The organism is Pseudomonas sp. EZ-C24, from assembly GCF_014525325.1.
Lineage (GTDB): Bacteria > Pseudomonadota > Gammaproteobacteria > Pseudomonadales > Pseudomonadaceae > Aquipseudomonas > Aquipseudomonas shirazensis.
Genome location: NZ_JACDIU010000032.1, coordinates 34,554 through 59,114, shown reverse-complemented (window position 1 = coordinate 59,114; position 24,561 = coordinate 34,554). Strand labels below are relative to the sequence as shown.

Here is a 24,561-nt window from a genome sequence, read left to right as displayed (position 1 = left end):
CGCAATTAACATATTCAATAAAAGAATAAAAAATTACGCATAGATAATTTCAAGACATAAGAGCATGCAGGCCACGCATCGAGAACCCCCCAGCCAATGCGTTCTACTCATATTTCACATGCACGTTCCGCAACCCCGGCGACACACCCCGCCAACCTTGATTTATGCCTTTTAGTTACTAAAGCATGCACATTCAGTCTTTGTTACTTCTAACCATCCTTGCCTAGCTTCTGCCCAAAGCGCCGGCCCTTGCCGGTGGCAGCCTGCCAAGGAGCCGTGCCATGAAAACCCCGCTACGTCACCTACTCACCCGCTTCGCCCCGACCGTGCTGGCCGGCCTGCTGAGCGGCTTCGCCCTGACGACTCAGGCTGCCGAAGTCGACAGCATCCGTATCGCCGTGCCCGACCTCAGCGCCGGCAGCAAGCCCAGCGCCGGTGGCGTGGTCGACGTGCTGCGCAGCCAGCAACTGCTGGAAAAGGAATTCGCCAAAGACGGCATCAAAATCGACTGGCACTTCTTCAAGGGCGCCGGCCCGGTGATCAACGAAGCGCTGGCCAACGGCCAGGCCGACTTCGCCTACCTCGGCGACCTGGCAGCGATCATCGGCAAGGCCAACGGCCTCGATACGCGGGTGCTGTCGGCTGGCGTGCGGGGGGTCAAGAGTTACCTCGGCGTGGTGCCGGGCTCGGGCATCAAGACCCTGGCCGACCTCAAGGGCAAGCGCGTGGCGGTGTTCCGCGGCACGGCAAACCAGCTGTCGTTCGCCAGCGCGTTGGCCAGCCAGGGCTTGTCCGAACGCGACCTGAAAGTCATCAACCTGGATTTCAACGCCGCCAATGCCGCCATCGCCGCCAAGCAGATCGACGCCACCTGGGGCCTGTCCAACCTGCTCTCGCTGCGTGAGCGCGGGCTGGTCGAGCTGCCGGTCAGCTCACGCGACCTCAAAGGCGCCGGCAGCACCCAGGCGGTGCTGCTGGGCACCGGCGAATTCATCCGCCAGCACCCCGAGCTGACTGCTCGTTTGGTCAAGGCCCAGGAGCAGGCCAGCCAATGGCTGCGCGACGAGCACAACCGCCAGGCCTACATCGAGCTGGTGGCCACCACTGCCAATTATCCGCGGGTGATTCTGGAAGGCGACCTGGCTGACGAAAACCTCGCCGAGTACTTCGATCCACGGCTGGATGCCGAGTTTGTCGGCTTGCTCCAGCAAGGCGTCGATCTGGCTGCCAAAGAGCGCCTGATCCGCCGTGGCTTCCAGGTCTCCGAATGGATCGAGCCACGCTTCCTCGACGCTGCCCTGCAACAGACCCAGGCCACCCAGGCCGCACGCTGAATCATCACAACGCCCGTCATATGACCGTGAGGACCACCGCTATGAGCAACGCCGCACTGGCTACCGCGCCACACACCGCTGCACTGGAAATCCTGCCGATTGGCGGCCGCATCGGCGCCGAGATTCGCGGCATCGCGCTGTCGGCCGAGCTGGACGCCGCCAGCATCGATGCCATCCAGGCTGCCCTGGTGGAACACAAGGTGATCTTCTTCCGCGCCCAGCATCACCTCGACGATGCTGCCCAGGAAGCCTTTGCCAAGCGCCTCGGCGAACCAGTCGCACACCCGACCGTGCCGGTACTCGACGGCAGCCATTACCTGTTCCAGCTCGACGGCGCCGAAGGCCAGCGGGCCAATGCCTGGCACACCGACGTGACCTTCGTCGATGCCTACCCGAAAGCCTCGATCCTGCGCAGCGTGGTCGCTCCGGCCTCGGGCGGCGATACTGTCTGGGCCAATACCGCAGCCGCCTACCGCGAGCTGCCTGAGCCGCTAAGGGAGCTGGCCGACAAGCTCTGGACCGTGCACAGCAACGAATACGACTACGCCACGGCCAAACCGGATGTCAGCCCGGAGAAGCTCGAGCGCCACCGCAAGGTGTTCACCTCGACCGTTTACGAGACCGAACACCCGGTGGTGCGTGTGCACCCCATCAGTGGCGAGCGCGTGCTGCAACTGGGCCAGTTCGTCAAACGCATCAAAGGTTATTCACAGGCCGATTCGGCGCACCTGTTCGCTGTGTTGCAAGGGCATGTCACTCGCCTGGAAAACACTGTGCGCTGGCGTTGGCAGGTCGGCGATGTGGCGATCTGGGACAACCGCGCCACCCAGCACTACGCGCTGGACGACTACGGCACCCAGCCGCGCATCGTGCGCCGGGTGACCTTGGCCGGCGAAGTGCCGGTGGGGGTTGATGGCCAGTTGAGCCGGACTACTCGCAAGGGCTGATATGGCCGGGGGCCGCTTTGCGGCCCTTCGCGGGTGAACCCGCTCCCACAGGATTCTGCAGCGCCGCCGAAATCTGTGGGAGCGGGTTCACCCGCGAAGGCCGTGAAACGGCCCCAAGATCGACCTGAAACACTCAAGTCTCGCTATCACAGGCAAGCAACTGCCTGACCAACCCCTGCGCCAACGGCGACAAACCATACCCCACTCGGCTAACCACGCCATACCGTGTATAGCACTCATCTTCCTGCTCCTGGCTGAGGTCAACCAGCTCCAGCGCCACCAGCCCACCTTCCCCCTGATACGGCCGCAGATTGGCGCTGCAGGCGATGCCGATGGTGTCCGAGTGCGCGACCACATTGAGCAGCGCGTAACCATGCTCACACTCGACGCTGGGCAAAAAATCTTGCCGGCCACTGAGGTCGCTGAGGATCTTGCGGATGTTCGGCGGGCGGAAGGTGGTCGCCAGCGGATAGTCGAACAGGTCCCGTGCGCGCACCTCGGCTTTAGCCGTGAGCGGATGCCCGGCGCGGCAGCAGAAGTGCCAGCGCTGCGGCGTCAGCTTGTGCACGCGGTAGTCCGGGTCGGCTTCGAACTGACGCGTGTCGGCGACAAAGAACTCGATCTCTTCGGCCATCAACCGGCGGTTCAGCGCCTGCCAGTTATCCACCTGAAAACAGGTGCGCGCCGCCGGGTATTCGGCAACGAACCGCGCCACCGCCCGCGGTACCAACCCGCCGGCCGGCGCCGGCCCCGAGCCGAAGCGCACCAGGCCGGTCGTCGCGCCGTTGAACTGGTTGATCTCGTTGGCCAGGTTATGCGCGCCATGCACCAGCCGACGCGCGTGCTCCAGTACCAGCAAACCCTGCCGGGTCGGTGCCAGCTCCTTGCTGGCGCGGTCGATCAGGCGACAGCCGACGTTGTGCTCGAGGGTCTGAATGCTCCGGCTGAAGGCCGATTGCGACAGGCTTACGGCAACGGCCGCAGCAACGAAGCTGCGGTGCTCGACCAGGGCGATGAAGTGGCGCAGTTGGCGCAGATCTATATGCATTTTCTACATGGAAACTTTCGGTGAAATGCAATTGGCAGGAAGGGTTGTGAACCTTATAAAGGGTGTTACTTATTCCACAAAATATGAATTAAACATATTTATAGATCCAATAAGAATATAAGCCTGCCAGACCGCGATTCGGTTCCGCCAACGGAAATGCTCGCCAAGGCCCACGCCTCTAGGAGCACCCGTATGTCTCGACTTTCCCGCTGGCCCGCCCGGGCCACACTGTTTGCCCTGCAGCCGCTTGCCGCCGGGGTGTTGCTTGCGGCGGCCAACAGCAGTTTTGCTGACCAACCCGTCAGCGCCACGCCCGCGGTGGAGGCGGGTGCCCAACTCGGTACGGTCACGGTCAACGCCCGCCGCCGCGAAGAAACCGCGCAAAGCGTGCCGACCCCGATCAGTGTGCTCAGCAGCGAAACCCTCGAAACCCAGCGCATCTACCGTGTGCAGGATCTGCAACAGCTGGTGCCGAGCACCAACGTCTCCTACGTACATGCACGTCAGTCGAGCATTTCCATCCGTGGCCTGGGCAACAACCCGGCCAGCGATGGCCTCGAAGGCAGCGTCGGCATCTATCTGGACAACGTCTACCTCGGCCGCCCGGGCATGGCCGTATTCGACCTGCTCGACGTCGAGCAACTGGAAGTGCTGCGCGGCCCGCAAGGTACCTTGTTCGGCAAGAACACCACCGCTGGCGTGCTCAACATCACCACGCGCAAACCTACCTTCCATACAGAGGGCAGCGTGCAGACCTCGCTGGCCGAAGATGGCTACTGGCAGACCCAGGCCAGCTACTCCGGCCCGCTCAGCGACACCCTGGCCGGGCGCATCAGCGCTTACCGCACCGAAGACGACGGCTATGTGAAGAACGTCTACAACGGCGATGACCTCAATGGTGGCAAGCGTCAGGGCTTTCGTACCCAGTTGCTGTTCAAGCCCAACGAGGCGTTCAACCTGCGCTGGATCGGCGAGTACAACGAAGAGGACTCCAACAACGGCATCCTCAGCCTGTACAGCACCGGCCCGACCATCAATGGGGTCAACCGCTATGAAAGCCTGGCCAATCAGGCCGGTGCGACGCTGGTGTCGGGCAAGGACCGCAAGGTCAACTTCGACTCCGATCAGCAGGTAACGGTGTTCCAGGGCGGCACCTCGGTCGAGGCCAACTGGACCCTGCCCAACGACTTCACCCTGACCTCGATCAGCGCCTACCGCTGGTGGGACTTCACCCCGCGCAACGACGACGGCCTCAACGTGGCGGCCAGCTACAACGCCGGCGTGTCGGTGCGCGACAAGCAGTACTCGCAGGAAATTCGCCTGGCCTCGCCGACCGGCGGCTTCTTCGATTACGTGCTCGGTGCCTACTACTTCAAGCAGGACCTGGACAATAAATCGTTCAACTATTACGGCCCGCAGGCGGACATCTGGAACGCCACCCCGGCGGGCGCGCTGGCCAACGTCACCACGATCGGCAACGGCCACATCGATACCGACAGTTACGCGCTGTTCGCCCAGGGCACCTGGCACCTGACCGACCGCCTCGACTTCACCGCCGGCGTACGCGGCACCTATGAAGAGAAAAGCGCCTGGGTCGACCGCGCTGCGCCCAGCGGTGGCGCGGCGGTTACCGGTGCGGCCGCTGCGGCGCGCAATGGCCGGGTCGGCGCCTACGACTCGGGCGACCTCAACCAGTACAGCTTCAGCCCGACCGGCCTGCTCAGCCTGAGCTACCGCTTCAGCGATGCCGTGCTCGGCTACGCCAGCCTCACCCACGGCGAGAAATCCGGCGGGGTCAACCTTACCGTCGGCGCCGCGCCAAGGCTGGGCACCGACTCGTTGCTGGTCGGTACCGAGCGGGTCAACAACGCCGAAGTCGGGCTCAAGACCACCCTGTTCGACAACCGCCTGCAGCTCAACAGCAACCTGTTCTGGGCCCAAGTGCACGGCTACCAGGCCAACGTCTACGACCAGGTCAACCGCGTGCAGTACCTGGCCAACGCCGGCAGCGTGCGTTCGCGCGGGGTCGAGTTCGAAGCCACGGCGCTGCCGATCCAGGGCCTGACCCTGAATTTCAACGGCTCGTGGAACGACGTGCGCTACACCGACTACAAGGACGCGCCGTGCCCGCCGGAAGTGAGCCTGGCCAATGCCACCGCCACCTGCGACTTGTCTGGCCATCAAGTGGTCGGCGCCTCCAAGTACATCGCCAACTTCAACGGCCAATACAAATGGCAGCTGACGGATCGCATCGAACCCTACGTCACCGCCAGCTACGCCTTCCGCTCGCGGGCGGTGGGCACCATCGATGACTCCGACTTCGGCCAGATCCCCAGCTACGCGCTGGTCAACCTCTCTACCGGTGTGCGCCTGGACCAAGGTGACGGCGTCGTCGACCTGTCGCTGTGGGTGAAAAACGCCGGCGACAAAACCTACTTCACCAGCCTGTGGAACTCCGCCAACGGCGGTTATGCCGGCGTGCTCGGCACCCCACGCACCTTCGGTGCCACCGCCCGTTACGACTTCTAAGTACAAGGAGCTTTGCCATGAATGCCAAGACCGAAACCCTCGACCTGCCCGAAGGCGCTTGCCTGACTGCCAAGGTCCCCGACCGTGACGAAGCGCTGCTCGGCGACGTGGTGGTCAACCCGTACCGGCTGGCGCCGCTGACCGCGATCATCCGCGATGGCGGCCGCGCGATCAGCGCCGCCCATGTGCGCGTGCGCGGCCGTGGCGAGCGCGGGGTGGATATCAGCTACGACGTCAGCGACCGCTCGCTGTGGACCTACGGCGGCATCCCGGTGTTTGGCCTGTACCCGGACCACGTCAACCAGGTCGAGGTCAGTTACAAGCTCGATGGCGAGCGCATCCGCGAGCAGTACCAGATCTACGCCCCGGCCGTGCGCCTGCCGGTGGTGGCCAAGCAGACCGCCGCCCTGCCTGAAGTAGTACCGGTCAAGGTCGCGCCGGGCTTCGAGCAGCGCCTCTACCTGTTCAACCACCTGCTCGGCGATATCCCCGGTGGCCGTGCCCTGAAGTGGAATGCCCTGGGCGGCGCTGCCGAGTGGGATCAGGTCGGCAACAACTGGATCGCCGACAGCAATGGCGACGTGCGCTGGTATCTGGACATTGAACAGATCCACGACTCCAACCGCCGTGACGGCCTCGGCGGGACCATGGGCTTCCAGCAGACCCGCGACGGCAAACTGATCTGGGGCCAGGGCCAGACCTACTCCAAGTACGACCTGCTCGGCCGCCAGGTGTGGCAGCGCAACCTGCCGGACAAGTTCGCCGACTTCTCCCACGAGATTCGCGAAACACCCCATGGCACCTACCTGCTGCGGGTCGGCACCAGCGACTATCGCCGCCCTGACGGCAAGCGCGTGCGCTCGGTGCGCGACCACATCATCGAGGTCAACGAAGCCGGCGATGTGCTGGAGTTCTGGGACCTCAACCAGATCCTCGACCCGTATCGCGGCGACCTGCTGGAAACCCTCGGCAAGGCCGCCGTGCAATTACCCGCAGGCGTGGCTCGGCAGGACAGCAACCTGGCCAATGAACTGGCCGAGGGCGACCTGCCGTTCGGCGACATCCCCGGAGTCGGCACCGGGCGCAACTGGGCCCACGTCAATGCCATCGACTACGACGCAGATGACGACAGCATTATCATTTCAGCACGCCACCAAGGCGTGGTTAAGATCGGTCGCGACAAGCAGGTGAAGTGGATTCTGGCCTCACCGCAGGGCTGGCCGCAGCGCCTGCGCGACAAGGTGCTGACGCCGATCGCCAGCGCAGGCTTCGACTGGTCGTGGACCCAGCACACCGCCTGGCTCACCGGCAAAGGCACGCTGACTGTGTTCGATAATGGCTGGGGCCGCGACTTTGCCGCGACCAAGCTCAGCGGCAACTACAGCCGCGCCGTCGAATACCGTATCGATGAAGCCAAAGGCACTGTCGAGCAGGTCTGGGAATACGGCAAGGAGCGCGGAGACGAGTGGTACAGCCCGGTCACCTCGGTGGTCGCCTACCGCCCGGAAACCGACACCCAGTTCATCTATTCGGCCTCGGTCGGCTTCCTCACCAAAGACAAACTCACCACCACCACCCTCAACGAAGTGCGCCGCGGCACGCAAGAGGTGCTGGTCGAGCTGAAAGTGAATAGCCGCCAACCGGGCAGCGTCGGCTACCGCGCGCTGGTCATCGAACTCGACAAGGCATTCTAAAAGCGTACAAGTACCTGTGGGAGCGGGTTCACCCGCGAAGGGCTGCGCAGCGGCCCCACATTATCAACTCCGCCGCTGACATCGCCGGGCCCGCTTTGCGGGCCTTTCGCGACACAAGGCCGCTCCTACACCAAGACTGCGCCATTCCCCAAATATCCGCCGCGCCAGCGTCGCTGGCCTTTCACGACGCACGGGGCTACTGTTGTCGGGCCCTGCGCGGGCCACGCAACGCTGGCGAAAATCGGACGAGGTGTTCAACCACTCGTTCTTTTTTTCGAACAGCCTATTGTCCAAGACCCAACAGACCCTTACGATTCGTTTGAGATTTCAAACGCTCAAGCCCCGTAACGGCCGTTTTCCGTGGTGGGGTGCGTGTTCAACAATCAATAATTCGCTCCGTGCGCTCACGGTGCTCAAGGGAAGCCGACATGCAGCTCAAAGACGCTCAGTTGTTCCGCCAGCAAGCCTTCGTCAACGGTGAATGGCTGGATGCGGACAACGGCCAGACCATCCAGGTGACCAACCCGGCTACCGGTGAAGTCATCGGCACCGTGCCAAAGATGGGCGCCGCTGAAACCCGCCGCGCCATCGAAGCTGCCGACAAGGCCCTGCCGGCCTGGCGTGCCCTGACTGCCAAAGAGCGTTCGAACAAGCTGCGTCGCTGGTTCGAGCTGATGATCGAAAACCAGGACGACCTGGCTCGCCTGATGACCACCGAGCAAGGCAAGCCGCTGGCTGAAGCCAAGGGCGAAATCGCCTACGCCGCCTCGTTCATCGAGTGGTTCGCCGAAGAAGCCAAGCGCGTCTATGGCGACACCATCCCGGGCCATCAGCCAGACAAGCGCCTGATCGTCATCAAGCAGCCAATCGGCGTTACCGCGGCCATCACCCCGTGGAACTTCCCGGCCGCAATGATCACCCGTAAAGCCGGCCCGGCCCTGGCCGCTGGCTGCACCATGGTGCTCAAGCCTGCTTCGCAGACCCCGTATTCCGCTCTGGCCCTGGCCGAGCTGGCCACCCGCGCCGGCATCCCGGCTGGCGTGTTCAGCGTCGTCACCGGCAGCGCCGGCGACATCGGCACCGAGCTGACCGGCAACTCGATCGTGCGCAAGCTGTCCTTCACCGGCTCGACCGAAATCGGCCGTCAGCTGATGCAGGAATGCGCCAAGGACATCAAAAAGGTCTCGCTGGAGCTGGGTGGCAACGCTCCGTTCATCGTGTTCGACGACGCTGACCTGGACAAGGCAGTCGAAGGCGCGATCATCTCCAAGTACCGCAACAACGGCCAGACCTGCGTCTGCGCCAACCGTATCTACGTGCAGGACGGTGTCTACGACGCGTTCGCCGAGAAGCTCCAGGCCGCTGTGGCCAAGCTCAAGATCGGTAACGGCCTGGAAGACGGCACCACCACCGGCCCGCTGATCGACGGCAAGGCTGTAGCCAAGGTTCAGGAGCACATCCAGGACGCAGTCAGCAAAGGCGCCAAGATCCTTTCCGGCGGCAAGCTGATCGAAGGCAACTTCTTCGAACCGACCATCCTCGTCGACGTGCCGAAAACTGCGGCCGTAGCCAAGGAAGAGACCTTCGGCCCACTGGCGCCGCTGTTCCGCTTCAAAGACGAAGCAGAAGTCATCGCCATGTCCAACGACACCGAATTCGGCCTGGCCTCGTACTTCTACGCCCGCGACATGAGCCGTGTGTTCCGTGTTGCCGAAGCGCTGGAATACGGCATGGTCGGCATCAACACCGGCTTGATCTCCAACGAAGTTGCGCCATTCGGCGGCATCAAGGCCTCGGGCCTGGGCCGCGAAGGTTCCAAGTACGGTATCGAGGACTACCTCGAAATCAAGTACCTGTGCATCAGCGTCTGATCCAGTAGCAAGGTTTTTACCTCTGCCAGCGGGGCGCGAGAGCGACGTCTCGCTGGTCTTTTTATATTGCAGGACCTGGTGGCCCGGGCGCTCGCGCCAGTCGATCAACGAATACTGATCGCGAACAGACCCAGCCACCCCCAAGCGCCGCTATCAGTCGGCGCAATTGAGGGCACTATGAGCAAGACCAACGAATCCTTGATGCAACGTCGTGTCGCCGCCGTCCCACGTGGCGTTGGCCAGATCCACCCGATCTTCGTCGACACCGCGAAGAACGCTACCGTGATCGACGTTGAAGGCCGCGAACTGATCGACTTCGCCGGCGGCATCGCCGTACTCAACACCGGCCACCTGCACCCGAAAGTGGTTGCCGCTGTTCAGCACCAGCTGACCAAGGTCAGCCACACCTGCTTCCAGGTGCTGGCCTACGAGCCTTACGTTGAGCTGTGCGAAAAAATCAACGAGCTGGTCCCAGGCGACTTCGACAAGAAGACCCTGCTGGTCACCACCGGCTCCGAAGCGGTTGAAAACGCCGTCAAGATCGCCCGCGCTGCCACTGGCCGTGCTGGCGTTATCGCCTTCACCGGCGGCTACCACGGCCGTACCATGATGACCCTGGGTCTGACCGGTAAAGTCGTACCGTACTCGGCCGGCATGGGCCTGATGCCAGGCGGCATCTTCCGCGCGATCTTCCCGAACGAGCTGCACGGCGTGAGCATCGACGACTCGATCGCTTCCATCGAACGCATCTTCAAGAACGACGCCGAGCCAAAAGACATCGCTGCAATCATCATCGAGCCAGTTCAGGGCGAAGGTGGTTTCATCCCGGTGACCAAGCCGTTCATGCAGCGCCTGCGCGCCCTGTGCGACCAGCACGGCATCCTGCTGATCGCCGACGAAGTGCAGACCGGCGCTGGCCGTACTGGCACCTTCTTCGCCATGGAACAGATGGGCGTTGCGCCTGACCTGACCACCTTCGCCAAATCCATCGCTGGCGGCTTCCCGCTGGCCGGTGTGTGCGGCAAGGCTGAGTACATGGACGCCATCGCTCCAGGCGGCCTGGGCGGCACCTACGCCGGTTCGCCGATCGCCTGCGCCGCGGCCCTGGCCGTGATCCAGGTGTTCGAAGAAGAAAAACTGCTCGACCGCAGCAAGGCTGTTGGCGAGCACCTGGTCGCTGGCCTGCGCCAGATCCAGGCCAAGCACCCGATCATCGGTGATGTGCGTGCACTGGGTTCGATGATTGCAGTTGAAGTGTTCGACGCCGCTGGCTCGCACACGCCAAACGCTGCAGCAGTCAACCAGGTCGTGGCCAAGGCGCGCGACAAGGGCCTGATCCTGCTGTCGTGCGGTACTTACGGCAACGTCCTGCGCATCCTGGTGCCGCTGACTGCCGAAGACGCGCTGCTCGACAAGGGCCTGGCGATCATCGAAGAGTGCTTCGCTGAACTCGCGTAATGTGACCCGCGTCAGAAAAAAACCCGCCTAGGCGGGTTTTTTTATGCCTGTCGAGCGGGCTAGACGCTATGGTTAGCCCAAGGACCTGTTTTGGAAGCTGCAACGGATTGCGTGACACGATTACTCAGGAGTAGCCCATGAGCGTTGCAAACCCCACCGCGCCTTGCGTTTTGATTGCCGAAGGCGACCCATGGGTGCGCGACATGCTGCGCGAAACCCTGCTAAGCGTGCGCTGCGACGCCCGCCTGCAGATCTGCGCCGACGGTGCCCAGGCGCTGGCGGCACTGGCCAGCAAGCCTGACCTGATCATCGCCGACCGTGAGTTGGTGGGTGACATTGACGGCCTCGACCTGCTGCGCAGAGTGCGTGGCAAGAGCCAGACGCCGAGCCTGCCGTTCATTTTGCTGAGCAACCGCAGCGACAGCGCCAGCGTGCGTGAAGTGCTGCCGTTGCAACCCACCGAATACCTGAGCAAACCGCTCAACATCGACAAACTGCGCAAGCGCCTCGAAGTGCTGCTGACCAGCGCCGGCGAGGAGATCGCCTGCCCGGTGCCGCCGCTCAGCCCCGGAGCCAAGCTGCCGGCGTATCTTGAGCAGCGCCGCGCCAGTGCCGACGGTGGGCCGCTGCTGGCCGACGTCGAGCAAGCCATCAAGCGCGCGCTCAATCCGCAAGGGCTGGACCTGCGCGTGCTTGAAGAAGAGGTGCGCAGCGACCCGCAGATCACCGCAGTATTGATCGCCGCCGCCAACAGCGCGGCGATGCATAGCGATGCCCCGGCGCAGACTTTGCTGCAGGCGCTGAACAAACTCGGCAGCACCCAGAGCATGAACCTGGTGCTCGGCCTGACTCTCAAGCGCAGCGCGCGGCTGAGCGACCCGCTGCTGGCCCGGCATGCCGCGCACTACTGGGACTTGTCGCTGCACACCGCAGAGTACGGCCGCACCCTGGCGCGCATGCTTGAAGTTGATGAAGGCCGCTGCTACTGCGCCGGCCTGCTGCATTGTCTGGGCGACCTAGCGGTGCTGCGTTGCCTGCAGGAGTGGCGCCTGGCCGGCGGTGAGCTGGATGAAGATCAGGTGCAACTGTCGCTCAACGAATTCGGCGCCCCATTCGGCTCGGCGCTGCGCACCCGCTGGCGCTTGCCACTGCCGCTGCGCGAGCTGATTGCGGCGGTGTATGCCCTGGGTGGCGGGGTCTACTCGCGGGAGATTCTGGCCATGAGTCTGGCCGGGCAGCTGGCGCGGGTGCCGGCAGATCAAGGCCTGGAAAAGGTCGCCAGCAACAAGACTGCACGGTTGTTGAAACTCGGCCTGCCAGAGCTGAATCGGCTGCGCAGAGTCGACGCCGCGCCAGGCCAGGAGGCTGCCGCCAGCGAGGCGCCTTCGACCGATGAATCAGCCACGGTCAGCAAAGAGTAACTACAGGGCCGCGCGACAAAACCCGACGCTCAGAGTGCGATTTGTTTCACAAATCGCTCTGCTGTGCTGATTTTTCCTACTTCATCACGCAACTTTTCTGCGAATGACACGTCAGACCGTTCGATTTCAGGCCTGCAGGACATCCCCTGTCCCAAGCCTTTACCCGTTTCCGGTTCACAAGGACGTGTCATGCCTCCACTCGCGCAACGCGGCGCGGTGACTGTTGCTGTCGCCCGCTCATTCGCCTCGCTTGTTCCTCCACTATGCCTGCTGCTGGCAGGTCTGGTGGTCAGCCAGTCAGCTTCGGCAGCCGTTGCCGATGAAGAATTGCGCCAACGCGAGCGCGAGCGAATCCTGCGCGAGCAACTCGACACCCGCCCCGACGTGCGCCTGGAAGCTGCACCTGTGGCCGAGGCCCAGGCACGCCTGCCGCGGGATGAAAAACCCTGCTTCAAGATCAACGATATCCGCCTGATCGGCGAGGCTGCCGAGCAGTTCCAGTGGGCGCTGCAGGCCGCCAACCCCAGCGACGACCCAGCGCTGGGTCAGTGCCTGGGCGGTGCCGGCATCAACCTGACGATGAAGCGCATGCAGAACGCGATCATCGCCAAGGGCTACGTCACCACCCGTGTCCTGGCCGAAGCGCAAGACCTCAACAGCGGCATTCTGGTGCTGACCCTGCTGCCCGGCCGCATCGGCCAGGTGCGCTTTGCCGAGGGCACCAGCGGGCGCGCCAACGCCTGGAACGCGATGCCGGCCAAGCCTGGCGATCTGCTCAACCTGCGCGACATCGAACAAGCGCTGGAAAACTTCAAACGGGTGCCCACTGCCGAAGCCGATATCCGCATCGCGCCTGCCGCCAGCAGCACCGCCAAGCCGGGCGAGAGCGACGTGATCATCGCCTGGCGCCAGCGCTTCCCGGCGCGCCTGAGCCTGTCGGTGGACAACAGCGGCAGCAAGACCACCGGCAAATACCAGGGCGCCGTGGCGCTGTCGTTGGACAACCCGCTGTCGCTCAATGACCTGTTCTACGCCAGCTTCAACCACGACCTGGGCGGCGGCACCTCCGGCGACAAAGGCTCGAAAGGGCACACCCTGCATTACTCGCTGCCGTTCGGGTACTGGCAACTGGCGTTCACCAGCAGCGAGTACGACTACCACCAGACGGTGGCCGGGGTTAACCAGGACTTCCTCTACCGCGGCGAAAGCCGCAACAACGAGCTGCGCCTGTCGCGCCTGGTGTACCGCGATGCGGTGCGCAAGACGACGATGTGGGGCAGCCTGTGGACGCGCTCTTCGGAAAACTTCATCGACGACACCGAACTGCTCCAGCAACACCGGCGCATGGCCGGTTGGCAGGCGGGCATTGGCCATCGTGAGTTCATCGGCGCTTCAACCCTTGATCTTGGCCTGAGCTACCGCCGTGGCACCGGCGCCCACAGCGCCTTGGAGGCGCCGGAAGAAGCCTTCGGCGACGGCACCGCCCGCTCGAAAATCATCCAGGCCGACGCCCAGCTGCAAGTGCCGTTCGACGCCTATGGCCAGCGCCTGCGCTACATCGGCGGCTGGCGCGCGCAGTGGAACCGCACCGAACTGGTCCCGCAAGACCGCTTCAGCATCGGCACGCGCTACTCGGTGCGTGGTTTCGATGGCGAGAACATCCTCTCGGCCGACCGCGGCTGGACCTTGAGCAACGAACTCGGCCTGGCCCTGGGCAGCAGCGGCCAGGAGCTGTACGCCGGGGTCGACTACGGCGAAGTCGGCGGCAACTCCGCCGACTACCTGATCGGCCGGCGCCTGGCCGGTGCCGTGGTCGGTGTGCGCGGCGGTTATCGCAACCTCTCCTACGACTGGTCGTGGGGTACGCCGTTGAAAAAGCCCGATGGCTTCGAAACCGCCAACTTCACCAGCGCGTTTACCGTCGCGCTGTCGTTCTGAGGAGGCTGCCATGCGCATCGACACCTTCGACATCACCGCCCCAGGCCTGATCGACGAACCGTGGAACGAAGCCACCGCGCTGGGCGCTGCGACCTGGCTGTGGATGCACTCCACGGCCCACCGCGACGCCCCGTTGCACAGCCTCGCCAGCCTGCTGTTGCCGGCGCTCAAACACCGCCAGTTCGTGCTGGGCAGCGAGGGCGGTCGCCCGGTGTTTTTCGTCTCCTGGCTGAACCTCAGCGAGGCCGCCGAACAGCGCTACCTGACCCGCTCACCGATCGAGCTGGACGAAGCCGACTGGTGCAGCGGCGAGCGCATGTGGATCAACGACTGGGTCACCCCGTTCGGCCACAGCGTCGCCCTCAGCCGCCTGCTGGCGCGGCGCCTGTTCACTGACCGTTGCGCGCGCGCGTTGCACCACCGCGGCGAAGAGCAAGGGCTCAGGGTCAACACTTTTCATGGCATCGGGGTGATCCCGGAGCAGGCGCGCGCCTGGTTTGCCGCTCACCCATTGGCCACCGACGCCTGACGCAAAGGGATTTGCAATGAACAAGCATCTGTATCGCATCATCTTCAACAAGGCGCGCGGCCTGCTCATGGTCGTCGCCGAAACCGTCAGCAGCGCCGGCAAGGCGCCCGGCGTCAGCAGTGGCAGCGGCGTGGTGGCCAAGCCCTGCGTCGCCAGCCTCAACGGCCTGCGCTACGCCCTGATGGGCGCGCTTGGGCTGATCAGCCTCAGCGTGGCCCCGGCCTGGGCCGCTGGCATCGTCGCCGACCGTGGCGCGCCCAGCGGGCAGCAGCCGATGGTGATCAACAGCGCCAACGGCACGCCGCAGGTCAACATCCGCGCGCCGAGCGCCGGCGGGGTGTCGCGCAACAACTACAGCCAGTTCGACGTCGACGGCCGTGGCGCGATCCTCAACAACGCGGTCGGCAACAGCAAAACCCAGCTGGGCGGCTGGATCGAGGGCAACCCGTACCTTGGCCGGGGCAGTGCCAAGGTCATCCTCAACGAAGTCAATTCGAGCAACCCGAGCCAGTTGCGTGGCTACGTCGAAGTCGCCGGCCAGCGCGCCGAAGTGGTCATCGCCAACCCGGCCGGGATCACCTGTGACGGCTGCGGCTTCATCAATGCCGACCGCTCGACCCTGACCACCGGCCGCGCGCAGATGGAGAACGGGCGCATCACCGGCTACCGCGTCGAAGGCGGCACCCTGAGCATTACCGGCAAGGGCCTGGATGCCCGCGACAGCGACTACACCGACCTGATCGCGCGCAGCGTCGAGGTCAACGCCGGGATCTGGGCCAACGACCTCAAGGTCACCACCGGGCGTAATCAGGTCAACGCCGACAATACCCAGGCCACCGCCCTGGCCAAGGACGACAGCGCCCAGCCCGAGGTGGCCATCGACGTCGCCGAGCTGGGCGGCATGTACGCCGGCAAGATCAAGCTGGTCGGCACCGAGGCCGGGGTTGGCGTACGCAACGCCGGGCAGATCGGCGCCATGGCCGGTGACGTGGTGATCAGCGCCGACGGCAAGCTGCTCAACCAGGGCGCCATCAGCAGTGCTGGGGCGACCCGCGTAGCCAGTGCCACGGCAGTGGACAACAGCGGCAGCCTGTACGCCAAAGGCGACCTGCACGCCAGCAGCCAGGGCACTGTCACCAACACCGGCGAGCTGGCCGCTCAGGGCAATCTGAACATCGACGCGGCCAAACTCGACAGCAGCCGCGACTCGCTGCTGGCAGCCGGCGTTGACGCCCAAGGTACTTCCAGCGGCAACGCCACGCTCACGGTCAAGGCTAAGCAGATTGCCGCCCACGGCCAGAACCACGCCAGCGGCACCCTTGATCTGCAAGGCGACACGGTCGACCTCAGCCACAGCCGCAGCTACGCCGGCAACCTCAACCTGACCGCCAACAACGGCGACCTTGACCTCAGCTCGAGCACCATCGACAGCGCTGGCCGCCTCGACGCCAAAGCCAGCGCAACCGTGCGCAGCGACAGCGCCAAGGTCAATGTCGGCAACCTGCAGGTCAACGCCGACAAGCTCTCGAACAACGGCGGCGAACTGGTCCAGACCGGCACCGCAGCAAGCCTCATCAAAGTCGCCGGCCAGCTCGACAACAGCGACGGCCGCATCGCCAGCAACGCCCGCGAGCTCAGCCTCGACGCAGGCACCCTGGCCAACCGCAAAGGCAAGGTCGAGCACGCCGGTAGCGGCAAACTCGACGTCCGCGCCAGCGAAATCGACGGTAACGGCGGCACCCTGGCCAGTAATGGCGCCCTGCAGATCAGCGCGCAAAAGGCCCAGCTTGCCAACGGCCAGACCCAAGGCCGGCAAGTGCTGCTAGACAGCCGTGACCTGGATACCAGCGGCGGCACCGTGATCGCCACCCACGGCGGCACTTTGCAAGTGCGCGACGCGCAGCGCCTGGACAACCGTGGCGGCACCCTGGCTGCTGGCGGCGCCATGACCGTCACTGCCGGCGAAGTGCTCAACGACGGCGGCACGCTCAGCGCCGGCAATACCCTCAACCTGAACGCCGACAGCCTCAGCAACATCGCCGGCACCCTCGCCGCGACCCAGGCCATGCAAGTGATTGCCGGCCAGCTCGACAACAGCGGCGGCACCCTCGGCTCGGTCGAGGCCGGGCTGTTCGTGGAAGTCAGCAAGGGTCAGCTGCAGAACCAGGGCGGGCGCCTCGAAGCGGCTGGCGATATTCAACTCGGCGCGCTTGGCCTGAACAACAGCCAGGGCGTGATCAGTGGCCGCGAGCTGCTGCTCGACAGCCGTGGGCAAAGCGTCAACAACGACGGCGGCACCCTCGATGCACAGGCCAGGCTCGACCTGCGCAGCGGCGAGCTGCACAACAGCGGCGGGCTGATCCAGGCCGGTGGCCGGCTGTTCGTCGACACCGGCAGCGCCGCCCTGCACAACAGCGCCTCAGGCGCTGACAGAGGCATCGTCGGCCAGGCCGAAGTCGAGCTGCGCAGCGCGCAACTGGATAACCAGCAGGGCTTTATCGGCGCCAAGGGCAACCTGCTGCTGGCAGCCACCACCCTCAACAATCAGGGCCAGATCGCCGGCGAAAGCCAGGTGCAGTTGCTCGGTAACCGCCTCGACAACCAGGGCGGCAAGGTGCAGGCCAAAGGTGCGTTGATCGTTGAACAGAACGAGCGCATCGACAACCGCGGCGGCCTGCTGCGCAGCGCTGGGCAAACCCGGCTGACCACCGCGCAGCTCGACAACCGCACCAGCCAGGGCAACGAGCAAGGCATCGAAGGCCAGTCGCTGCTGCTGCGCGCTGACACTCTGGAAAACCAGCAAGGCGCCCTGCGCTCTGACGCCGGCATCGACCTCGGCCTGGCCCAGGCGCTGTACAACGACGCCGGCCTGGTCTCGGCTGGCAGCGAATTGCGCCTGGCCGATCGCGACCCGGCGCAGAACCGCCTGGCCGTCGACAATGGTAGTGGCACCTTGCTCGGCGGCAGCCTGCTGTCGCTCAATGCGGCGTACTTCAGCGGCAGTGGCCGCCTGCTCAGCCTCGGTGACCTGATCCTGCGCCAGCAGGGCAACCTCAGCCTCGGCGGCCAGGTGCAAGCCAACGGCAAGGTCGATATCGATATCGGTGGGGCCCTGTACAACAGCGGCAAGCTGCTCGCCGGGCAAGCGCTGATCGTGCGCGGTCAGGCGCTGGACAACGCCGCCAGCGGCGAAATGGCCGCCACCCAGGTCGACCTGCGGGTCAACGGCCAACTGCACAACCGCGGCCTGATCGACGGTCAGCAGGTGCGCCTGCAAGCCGATGAGCTATTCAACCTTGGCACCGGGCGCATTTACGGCGACCGTCTGGCCATCGCCAGCCGCACCCTGGCCAACCTCGACGAAGCAGGCCCGGCGGCGGTCATCGCCGCCCGTGAGCGGCTGGACATCGGCAGCCAGCGTATCGACAACCGCGAGCAGGCGCTGATCTTCAGTGCCGGCGACCTCGCCATCGGTGGCACGCTGGATGGCAACGATCAGGCCAGCGGCCGCGCCGACCTGCTGGCCAACGCCAGCGCCACGGTCGAATCGCTGGGCGCCATGAGCCTGAACATCCGCGAGCTGCGCAACACCAACGAACACTTCAGCACCGTCGACGTAGAAGTCAGCCGCGAGCAGTTGCAGGAATTCCAGATCACCGGCTCGCCCAACCGCTACCGCCCTGATCAGGTCTCGGTCTACCGCGACGAAGTCGATCATCTGGTCGCCCCGGATGGCGTGCGCGACAACTTCAATCGCTACGACTACACCCGCAGCGTGGTCGAAACCCGTATCGCCAGCTCAGCGCCTGGGCAGATTCTGGCCGGCGGCAACCTGACCTTCAGCGGCGACAGCGTACTCAACGACAAGAGCCGGATTCTGGCCGGTGGCTTGCTCCAGGCCGGCGCCGCGCAAGTGATCAACACCGAGGTGGACGGCCAGCGGGTGACCACCGATGCCGGCACCGCGACCAACTTCTACCGCATCCAGCGCAAGGGCCGTGACAGCCAGGGCCGCAGAATCACCGATTACCGCCCGGCGCCGCTGATCCAGGACATCGACCTGACCCCCACCGAGTACGGCCAGTACGCCGTGGTCAACGGCAGCGGCACTCAGCTGAGCGGTCGCGAGCTGCTCCAGGTCGGCCAGCAGGTGGCTACGGTTGGTGCAGTCAACGCCGAGGTTGGCGAGCAGTACCGAGTCGGCGCCGTAGTCGAGGTCAAGCTCAACGACGGCCAGGGCATTGCCGACCAGGTGCGCACCGGCGGCCTGAACCTGGCGCTGCCCAACAACAGCCTGTTCCAGACCAACCCCGCAGGCACCAGTAACTACCTGATCGAGACCGACGCGCGCTTTACCAGCTACCGCAAATGGCTGTCGTCGGACTACATGCTCGAGCGCCTGCAGTTCGACCCGGCGCAGACTCAGCAACGCCTTGGCGACGGCTTCTACGAGCAGAAGCTGATCCGCGAACAGATCGCCCAGCTCACCGGCCGGCGCTTCCTCGACGGCTTTGCCAACGACGAAGCGCAGTACCGCGCCCTGATCGACAACGCCGTGACCCTGGCCAGCGACTGGAACCTGGTGCCGGGTGTTGCTTTGAGCGCCGAGCAGATGGCCCAGCTGACCAGCGACATCGTCTGGCTGGTCGAGCGCAACGTCACCCTGGCCAACGGCGAATCGCGCAAGGTGCTGGTGCCGCAGGTCTACGTGCGCGTGCAAGAGGGCGACATCAACGGCAATGGCGCGCTGATCGCCGGCCAGCAGCTCAAGCTCGACCTGTCTGGCGACCTGATCAACAGCGGCAGCCTCGGCGGGCGCAGCGTGGTCGCGCTGACCGCACAGAACATCGACAACCTCGGTGGCCGCATCCAGGGCAACAACGTCGCCCTGCAGACCCGCGACAACCTGAACAACCTCGGCGGCCTGATCGGCGCCACCGACAGCCTCGCCATCGACGCCGGGCAGGACATCAACAGCCGCTCGCTGATCCGCGACAGCAGCAGCGAGCAAGGCACCCGCAGCAACCTGTCGCGGGTCGCCGGGCTGTTTGTCAGCGGTGATGGCGGCAGCATGAAAGTCGCCGCCGGCAATGACCTCAACCTGCAAGGCAGCCAGGTGGTCAACGCCGGCCAGGGCGGCGCTACCCAGTTGCAGGCCGGGCGCGACGTCAACCTCGGCACCGTCAGCGAAAGTTCGCAGCAGGCGATCCGCTGGGATGCCAGCAACTGGCGCAACGAAGCCAGCCGCGGCGAAGTCGGCAGCACCGTGCAAACCAACGGTGACCTGCGCATCACCGCCGGCCAGGACCTCAACGCCCGCGGCGCCACGGTCACCAGCGACCAAGGCATGGTCCTTGCCGAAGCGCGCCGCGACATCAACCTGACGGCCGCCGAGCAGTACCAGTTCGCCGACGAAGCGCATAAGTTCAAGGGCAGCAACGGCATGCTGTCGAGCAAGACCACCACCTTGCGCGACACCGTCAGCCAGACCCAGGCCAGCGGCACCACCTTGAGCGGCGAGCAGACCTACCTGCAGGCCGGCCGCGATATCAGCGTGCGCGGCAGCGACGTGGTCTCGACCAAGCAAACGGTGCTGGTCGCTGAGCGCGATGTGAACATCGAAGCGGCCACCGAAAGCAGCAGCGAACGCCACGACAAGTCGGAGAAAAAGAGCGGCCTGTTCAGCGGCGGCGGCATCGCCCTGACCATGGGCACCCAGCAGCAGAGCGTCAAAGACCTCACCACCCGTGAAACCGCCCGCGCCAGCACCATCGGCAGCACCGAAGGCGATGTCATGATCGAAGCCGGGCGCCAGTACCGCCAGGTCGGCAGCGATGTGGTTGCGCCGAAAGGCGACGTCGACATCCTCGCTCAACAGATCGCCATCACCGAAGCCCGCGAGACCAGCGAGCGCACCCGCGAGACGCTGTTCAAGCAGACCGGCTTCACCGTGACCATCACCAACCCGGTGATCAGCGCGATCCAGACCACCCAGCAGATGCAGCAGGCGTCGAGCAAGACCGAAGACGGCCGCATGCAGGCGCTGGCTGCGGCCACCACCGCACTGGCGGTCAACAACGCCGCCACTGCGGTCGCCCAGGACCCGGGCGCTGCCGGCGGCATCAACATCAGCCTGTCGCTGGGCACCAAGCAGCAACAGAGCACCACCGTGCAGCAAAGCGACGCCGCTGCCGGCTCGACCATCATTGCCGGCAACGACGTGCGTCTGCGCGCCACCGGTGCGGGCAGCGACAGCAACATTCTCGTCCAGGGCAGCGAGGTGCGCGCCGGCAACAACGCCACCCTCGCCGCCGACGGCAACATCGACCTGCTCGCCGCGCAGAACACCAGCAAGCAGGACAGCGACAGCAAAGGCATGAGCGCCAGCGTCGGCATCGGCCTGTCGCTGGGCGGCTCGCGCAACGGCTTCACCCTCGACCTGGGCGTCAGCGGCAACCGCGGCGACGCCGATGGCGACACCCTGACCCACACCAACACCCAGATCGCCGCAGGCAACACCACCACGCTGGTCTCCGGCGGTGACACCAACCTGCGCGGCGCCGTGGTCAGTGGCCGTCAGGTGCTGGCAGACGTTGGCGGCGACCTCAACATCGAGAGCCTGCAAGACACCGATACCTTCAAGGTCGATGAGAAGAGCATGGGTGTCGGCATCAGCCTGTGCATCCCGCCGTTCTGCTACGGCATGAGCACGGTCAGCGGCGGCAGCGCCAACCTCGGCGGCACCGACATGGACTCGGACTTTGCCAGCGTTACCGAGCAGTCCGGGATCAAGGCCGGCGACGGCGGCTTCGACATCCGCGTCGGCGGCAACACCGACCTCAAAGGCGCGGTCATCGCCAGCAGCGACAAGGCTGTGGCTGACGGCAAGAACCGCCTCGAAACCGCCAGCCTGACCACCAGCGACATCCGCAACAAAGCCGAGTACGACGCCAGCACCTTCAGCATCGGCGGCGGCTACAGCGAGATCGGCAAGTCCCAGGACGGCAAGGTGCAGACCGGCGGCGCGATTACCCCCGGCACCGAGATCCCCACCAACGACAAACAGATCGGCGCCAGCCTGCCGATTGCCATCAGTGCCAGCGACAGCGCCAGCAGCGTGACCCGCAGCGGCATCAGTGGCGGCAGCATCCTCATCACCGACGCCGCTGCCCAGCGCGAGCGCACCGGCCAGAGCGTCGACGAGACCCTCGCCGGGCTCAATCGCGATGTCTCCAGTGACCGCGACAACACCAACGCGCTCAAGCCGATCTTCGACGAAGAGCAGATCCGCGCCGGCTTCGAGATCGTCAACGCCTTTGCCAACGAGGCCGGCACCCTGCTCGCCAACAAGGCCAAGGAAGTCGACGCCAAGCGCAACGCGGCCGATGCAGCCGATGCCAAGGCCCTCGAAACCAGCGACGCCGAGCTCAGCCAGGCCCTGCGCGACCAGGCCATCAGGCTGCGCAACGAAGCGGATGGCGTGGCCGGCAACTGGGGCGCCGGCGGCACCTACCGGCAGATCACCACCGCACTGGTTGCCGCAGCAAGCGGCAACATCAGTGCCGGCAACGGCGCGTTCATGCAAGGCATGGTCGTCAACTACGTGCAGCAGCAAGGCGCCGGTTACCTCGGTGACCTGGTCGCCGACGGCACCCTGGTCGAAGGCACGCCGATGCACGCTGCCCTGCACGGCATCCTCGCCTGCGCCGGTGCGGCCGCCAGCAGCCAGAGCTGCGGCAGTGGCGCGGCCGGCGCGGCGGCGTCGAGCCTGCTCACCGGGCTGTTCTCCGAAGCCAGCCCGACCGAAACTGAAAGCCAGCGCGAAGCCAAGCGCAACCTCATCGTCAGCCTGGTCACCGGCATCGCCGCCACCACCAGCCTCGATGCCGCCACCGCTACCGCGGCGGCCTCGGGGGCTGTGGATAACAACTGGCTGGCGACCCAGCAGTACGTGCAGGCACGCAAAGAGCTGAAGGAAGCCGAAGGCCGCCTGGATGAACTCAAGGTGCTGGCCAAGTGGGCCTATATCAGCAAGAAGCAGGACCTGCTGACGCAAAGCGGGGTTGGCCAGGGCTTGATCAAGGCCGGCTTTGATGACATCTCGGGGCTGGCGCAGATGCTTCTGCACCCGATCGAGACGGTGAAGGCCATCGGCGGCCTGATTGACGACCCGAGCGCCTTGGCCGGCTACCCGGAAGAGGTCAAACAAAACCTCAAGGCCAAGGTCGCTCGCATCGAAGAAGCGCTAACAGTCGGTGGTGATGAGCACGCCGAACAGTTGGGCCGCGACATGGGCGAACTGGTATGGGATGTTGGTGGGCTTCTCACCGGAGTAGGCGGGGTTGCCAAAGGCGGCGTCAAACTGGCCAGTGTGGGCATCAAGCTGGGCCGCGATAGTCTCGAAAAAATGGCTGTAGACGGTGCCAAACTGGTCAAGACCGAAGGGGCCGGAGCCGGTAAGGTTGTGCCTGCACGGCCGGCCGTCGATGTCCCAGAGGCACCGGTGACTCGCGTGCCGGATGAGCTGGCGGGCACTGGCAAGCCGTCAACCAGTGGCGGCGACCCACACGTCAAACCGGATGCGCCGATAGATCCCGCAAAAGCCGTGCCGCTGATGGATGAGTTCACGGTCAAGCCGTTCAACCCTTACAACAGCGACAAGTTCAAGGCGATGACGCCAGAACAGCAGAAGAGTTTCCTCAAGGAGTACAACAAGCAACTGCTGGCCCAGGAAAAGGCTATCAACCAGATGAGCGTCGACGAGTTCAAGATTGCTCGCGATGCCTATGATAAACACGGGCGAAATCCCGACTCGGTTGCAGCGCAAACCAAGTTTGGTAAAGACTTCGAAAATGACGTGCGTGACAGCATCACCGAGTCGTTGATGGCCAAGGACAAGAATCTGGACTTCAAGACCGCATCTGCGCAGGCGTCGGTACGGGCCAAACAGATTCGCTCGGACCTTGCGGCATTACATGATCCGGATATGGTCGCCGGTGGTTGGTTCAGCCCTGAACCTGTCAGAATGGGCGATTCGCTGGTCAACTCCTCAATTGGCGGCAGTTGGCCGAGCCGATTGAAGGCGCTTGACGAATCAGTGGCCTCGGCCATCGCCAATGGGGCTGGGCAGGCGAAGATGAATGTCAGGCTGGAGCTACTGCGAGGAGCGGCAAAGTGAGAGACGAATTTTTCCAGTCGATGATCGACAACCTCGGTGAAGCCACCTCGCGTCGTGAGGTACCTGAAGCGAGTTTCGACAAATACCAGTCAAAACTGCCCGCTGCATTGCTGGGCTACTGGCGCGAAGAAGGCTGGTGTTCTTACGCCGATGGATTGTTCTGGATCGTGGACCCAGATGCGTACAAGGCCACGCTGGATATGTGGTTGCAAGGCAGCGGCCTGACCGAAATCGATAATTACCACGTGATCGCCAGGGACGCGTTCGGCTCACTGTATGCCTGGGGCGAGCGTTATCAGCGCAAGATCACAGTGTCTAGTTTGGCTGGCGGTATCGTTGCGCTGAAGAATCAGCTGCAAAAATCCAACCCGCAACCAGACCGCAGCCTCGGCATTTTCCTCGGCTCTACCAGTCGTGACAGCCTGGACTTTGACGATAACCAAGGCAGACCGCTGTTCCAGCGTGCACTTGCCAAGCTGGGGCCGGTTGCCGAGGACGAAATGTATGCCTTCGAGCCGGCGCTCTGCATCGGCGGCAAGGCCGACCTTGAGCATATGGTGAAGTTGAACCTGGAAGTGCACCTGATGATTCTGGATCAGTTGCGTCGGTGAGGT

Annotated in this window: 12 protein-coding genes; 11 read left to right on the top strand and 1 reads right to left on the bottom strand. The window is 64.5% G+C overall.

What is annotated here, in order from left to right:
- The first annotated feature begins 281 nt into the window (after nt 1–281).
- On the top strand, nt 282–1,334 hold the full coding sequence (locus IDM28_RS21775; protein ID WP_181088995.1) for an ABC transporter substrate-binding protein: 1,053 nt from the start codon (nt 282–284) through the stop codon (nt 1,332–1,334).
- 41 nt (nt 1,335–1,375) lie between these two features.
- A complete protein-coding gene (locus tag IDM28_RS21770; RefSeq protein ID WP_188036859.1) occupies nt 1,376–2,281 on the top strand; it encodes a TauD/TfdA dioxygenase family protein in 906 nt (301 codons plus the stop codon).
- Between the two features lie 133 nt (nt 2,282–2,414).
- Here the strand turns inward: IDM28_RS21770 and IDM28_RS21765 are convergent, their stop codons facing one another.
- Nucleotides 2,415–3,329 carry a LysR family transcriptional regulator gene (locus IDM28_RS21765; protein ID WP_188036858.1) on the bottom strand — a complete coding sequence of 305 codons (915 nt, stop codon included), beginning with the start codon at nt 3,327–3,329 and terminating at the stop codon, nt 2,415–2,417.
- A 192-nt stretch (nt 3,330–3,521) separates the two neighbouring features.
- On the opposite strand from IDM28_RS21765, the gene IDM28_RS21760 reads away from it, so the two are divergent.
- The 9 genes from IDM28_RS21760 (at nt 3,522) to IDM28_RS21720 (ending at nt 24,558) form a co-directional block, all read left to right on the top strand.
- The gene (locus IDM28_RS21760) at nt 3,522–5,858 is read left to right on the top strand and encodes a TonB-dependent receptor (RefSeq protein ID WP_188036857.1); all 2,337 of its coding nucleotides are present in this window, start codon (nt 3,522–3,524) and stop codon (nt 5,856–5,858) included.
- A 17-nt stretch (nt 5,859–5,875) separates the two neighbouring features.
- Entirely contained in the window at nt 5,876–7,552 is a 1,677-nt protein-coding gene (locus IDM28_RS21755) for an aryl-sulfate sulfotransferase (RefSeq protein WP_188036856.1), read from the top strand.
- Nucleotides 7,553–7,980: 428 nt separating this feature from the next.
- Nucleotides 7,981–9,423 (top strand): NADP-dependent succinate-semialdehyde dehydrogenase, encoded by a 1,443-nt coding sequence (gabD, locus tag IDM28_RS21750; RefSeq protein ID WP_188036855.1) that lies wholly within the window; start codon nt 7,981–7,983, stop codon nt 9,421–9,423.
- A 177-nt stretch (nt 9,424–9,600) separates the two neighbouring features.
- A complete protein-coding gene (gene gabT / locus IDM28_RS21745; protein WP_101322592.1) occupies nt 9,601–10,881 on the top strand; it encodes a 4-aminobutyrate--2-oxoglutarate transaminase in 1,281 nt (426 codons plus the stop codon).
- A gap of 137 nt (nt 10,882–11,018) precedes the next feature.
- On the top strand, nt 11,019–12,302 hold the full coding sequence (locus tag IDM28_RS21740; protein WP_188036854.1) for a response regulator: 1,284 nt from the start codon (nt 11,019–11,021) through the stop codon (nt 12,300–12,302).
- A gap of 189 nt (nt 12,303–12,491) precedes the next feature.
- On the top strand, nt 12,492–14,240 hold the full coding sequence (locus IDM28_RS21735) for a ShlB/FhaC/HecB family hemolysin secretion/activation protein (protein WP_181089001.1): 1,749 nt from the start codon (nt 12,492–12,494) through the stop codon (nt 14,238–14,240).
- Nucleotides 14,241–14,250: 10 nt separating this feature from the next.
- A complete protein-coding gene (locus tag IDM28_RS21730; protein WP_101322589.1) occupies nt 14,251–14,769 on the top strand; it encodes a toxin-activating lysine-acyltransferase in 519 nt (172 codons plus the stop codon).
- A gap of 16 nt (nt 14,770–14,785) precedes the next feature.
- Entirely contained in the window at nt 14,786–23,947 is a 9,162-nt protein-coding gene (locus IDM28_RS21725; protein ID WP_188036853.1) for a hemagglutinin repeat-containing protein, read from the top strand.
- Nucleotides 23,944–24,558 carry a GAD-like domain-containing protein gene (locus tag IDM28_RS21720; protein ID WP_224786435.1) on the top strand — a complete coding sequence of 205 codons (615 nt, stop codon included), beginning with the start codon at nt 23,944–23,946 and terminating at the stop codon, nt 24,556–24,558. Before IDM28_RS21725 ends, IDM28_RS21720 begins: the two co-directional genes overlap by 4 nt.
- Nucleotides 24,559–24,561 lie beyond the last annotated feature (3 nt).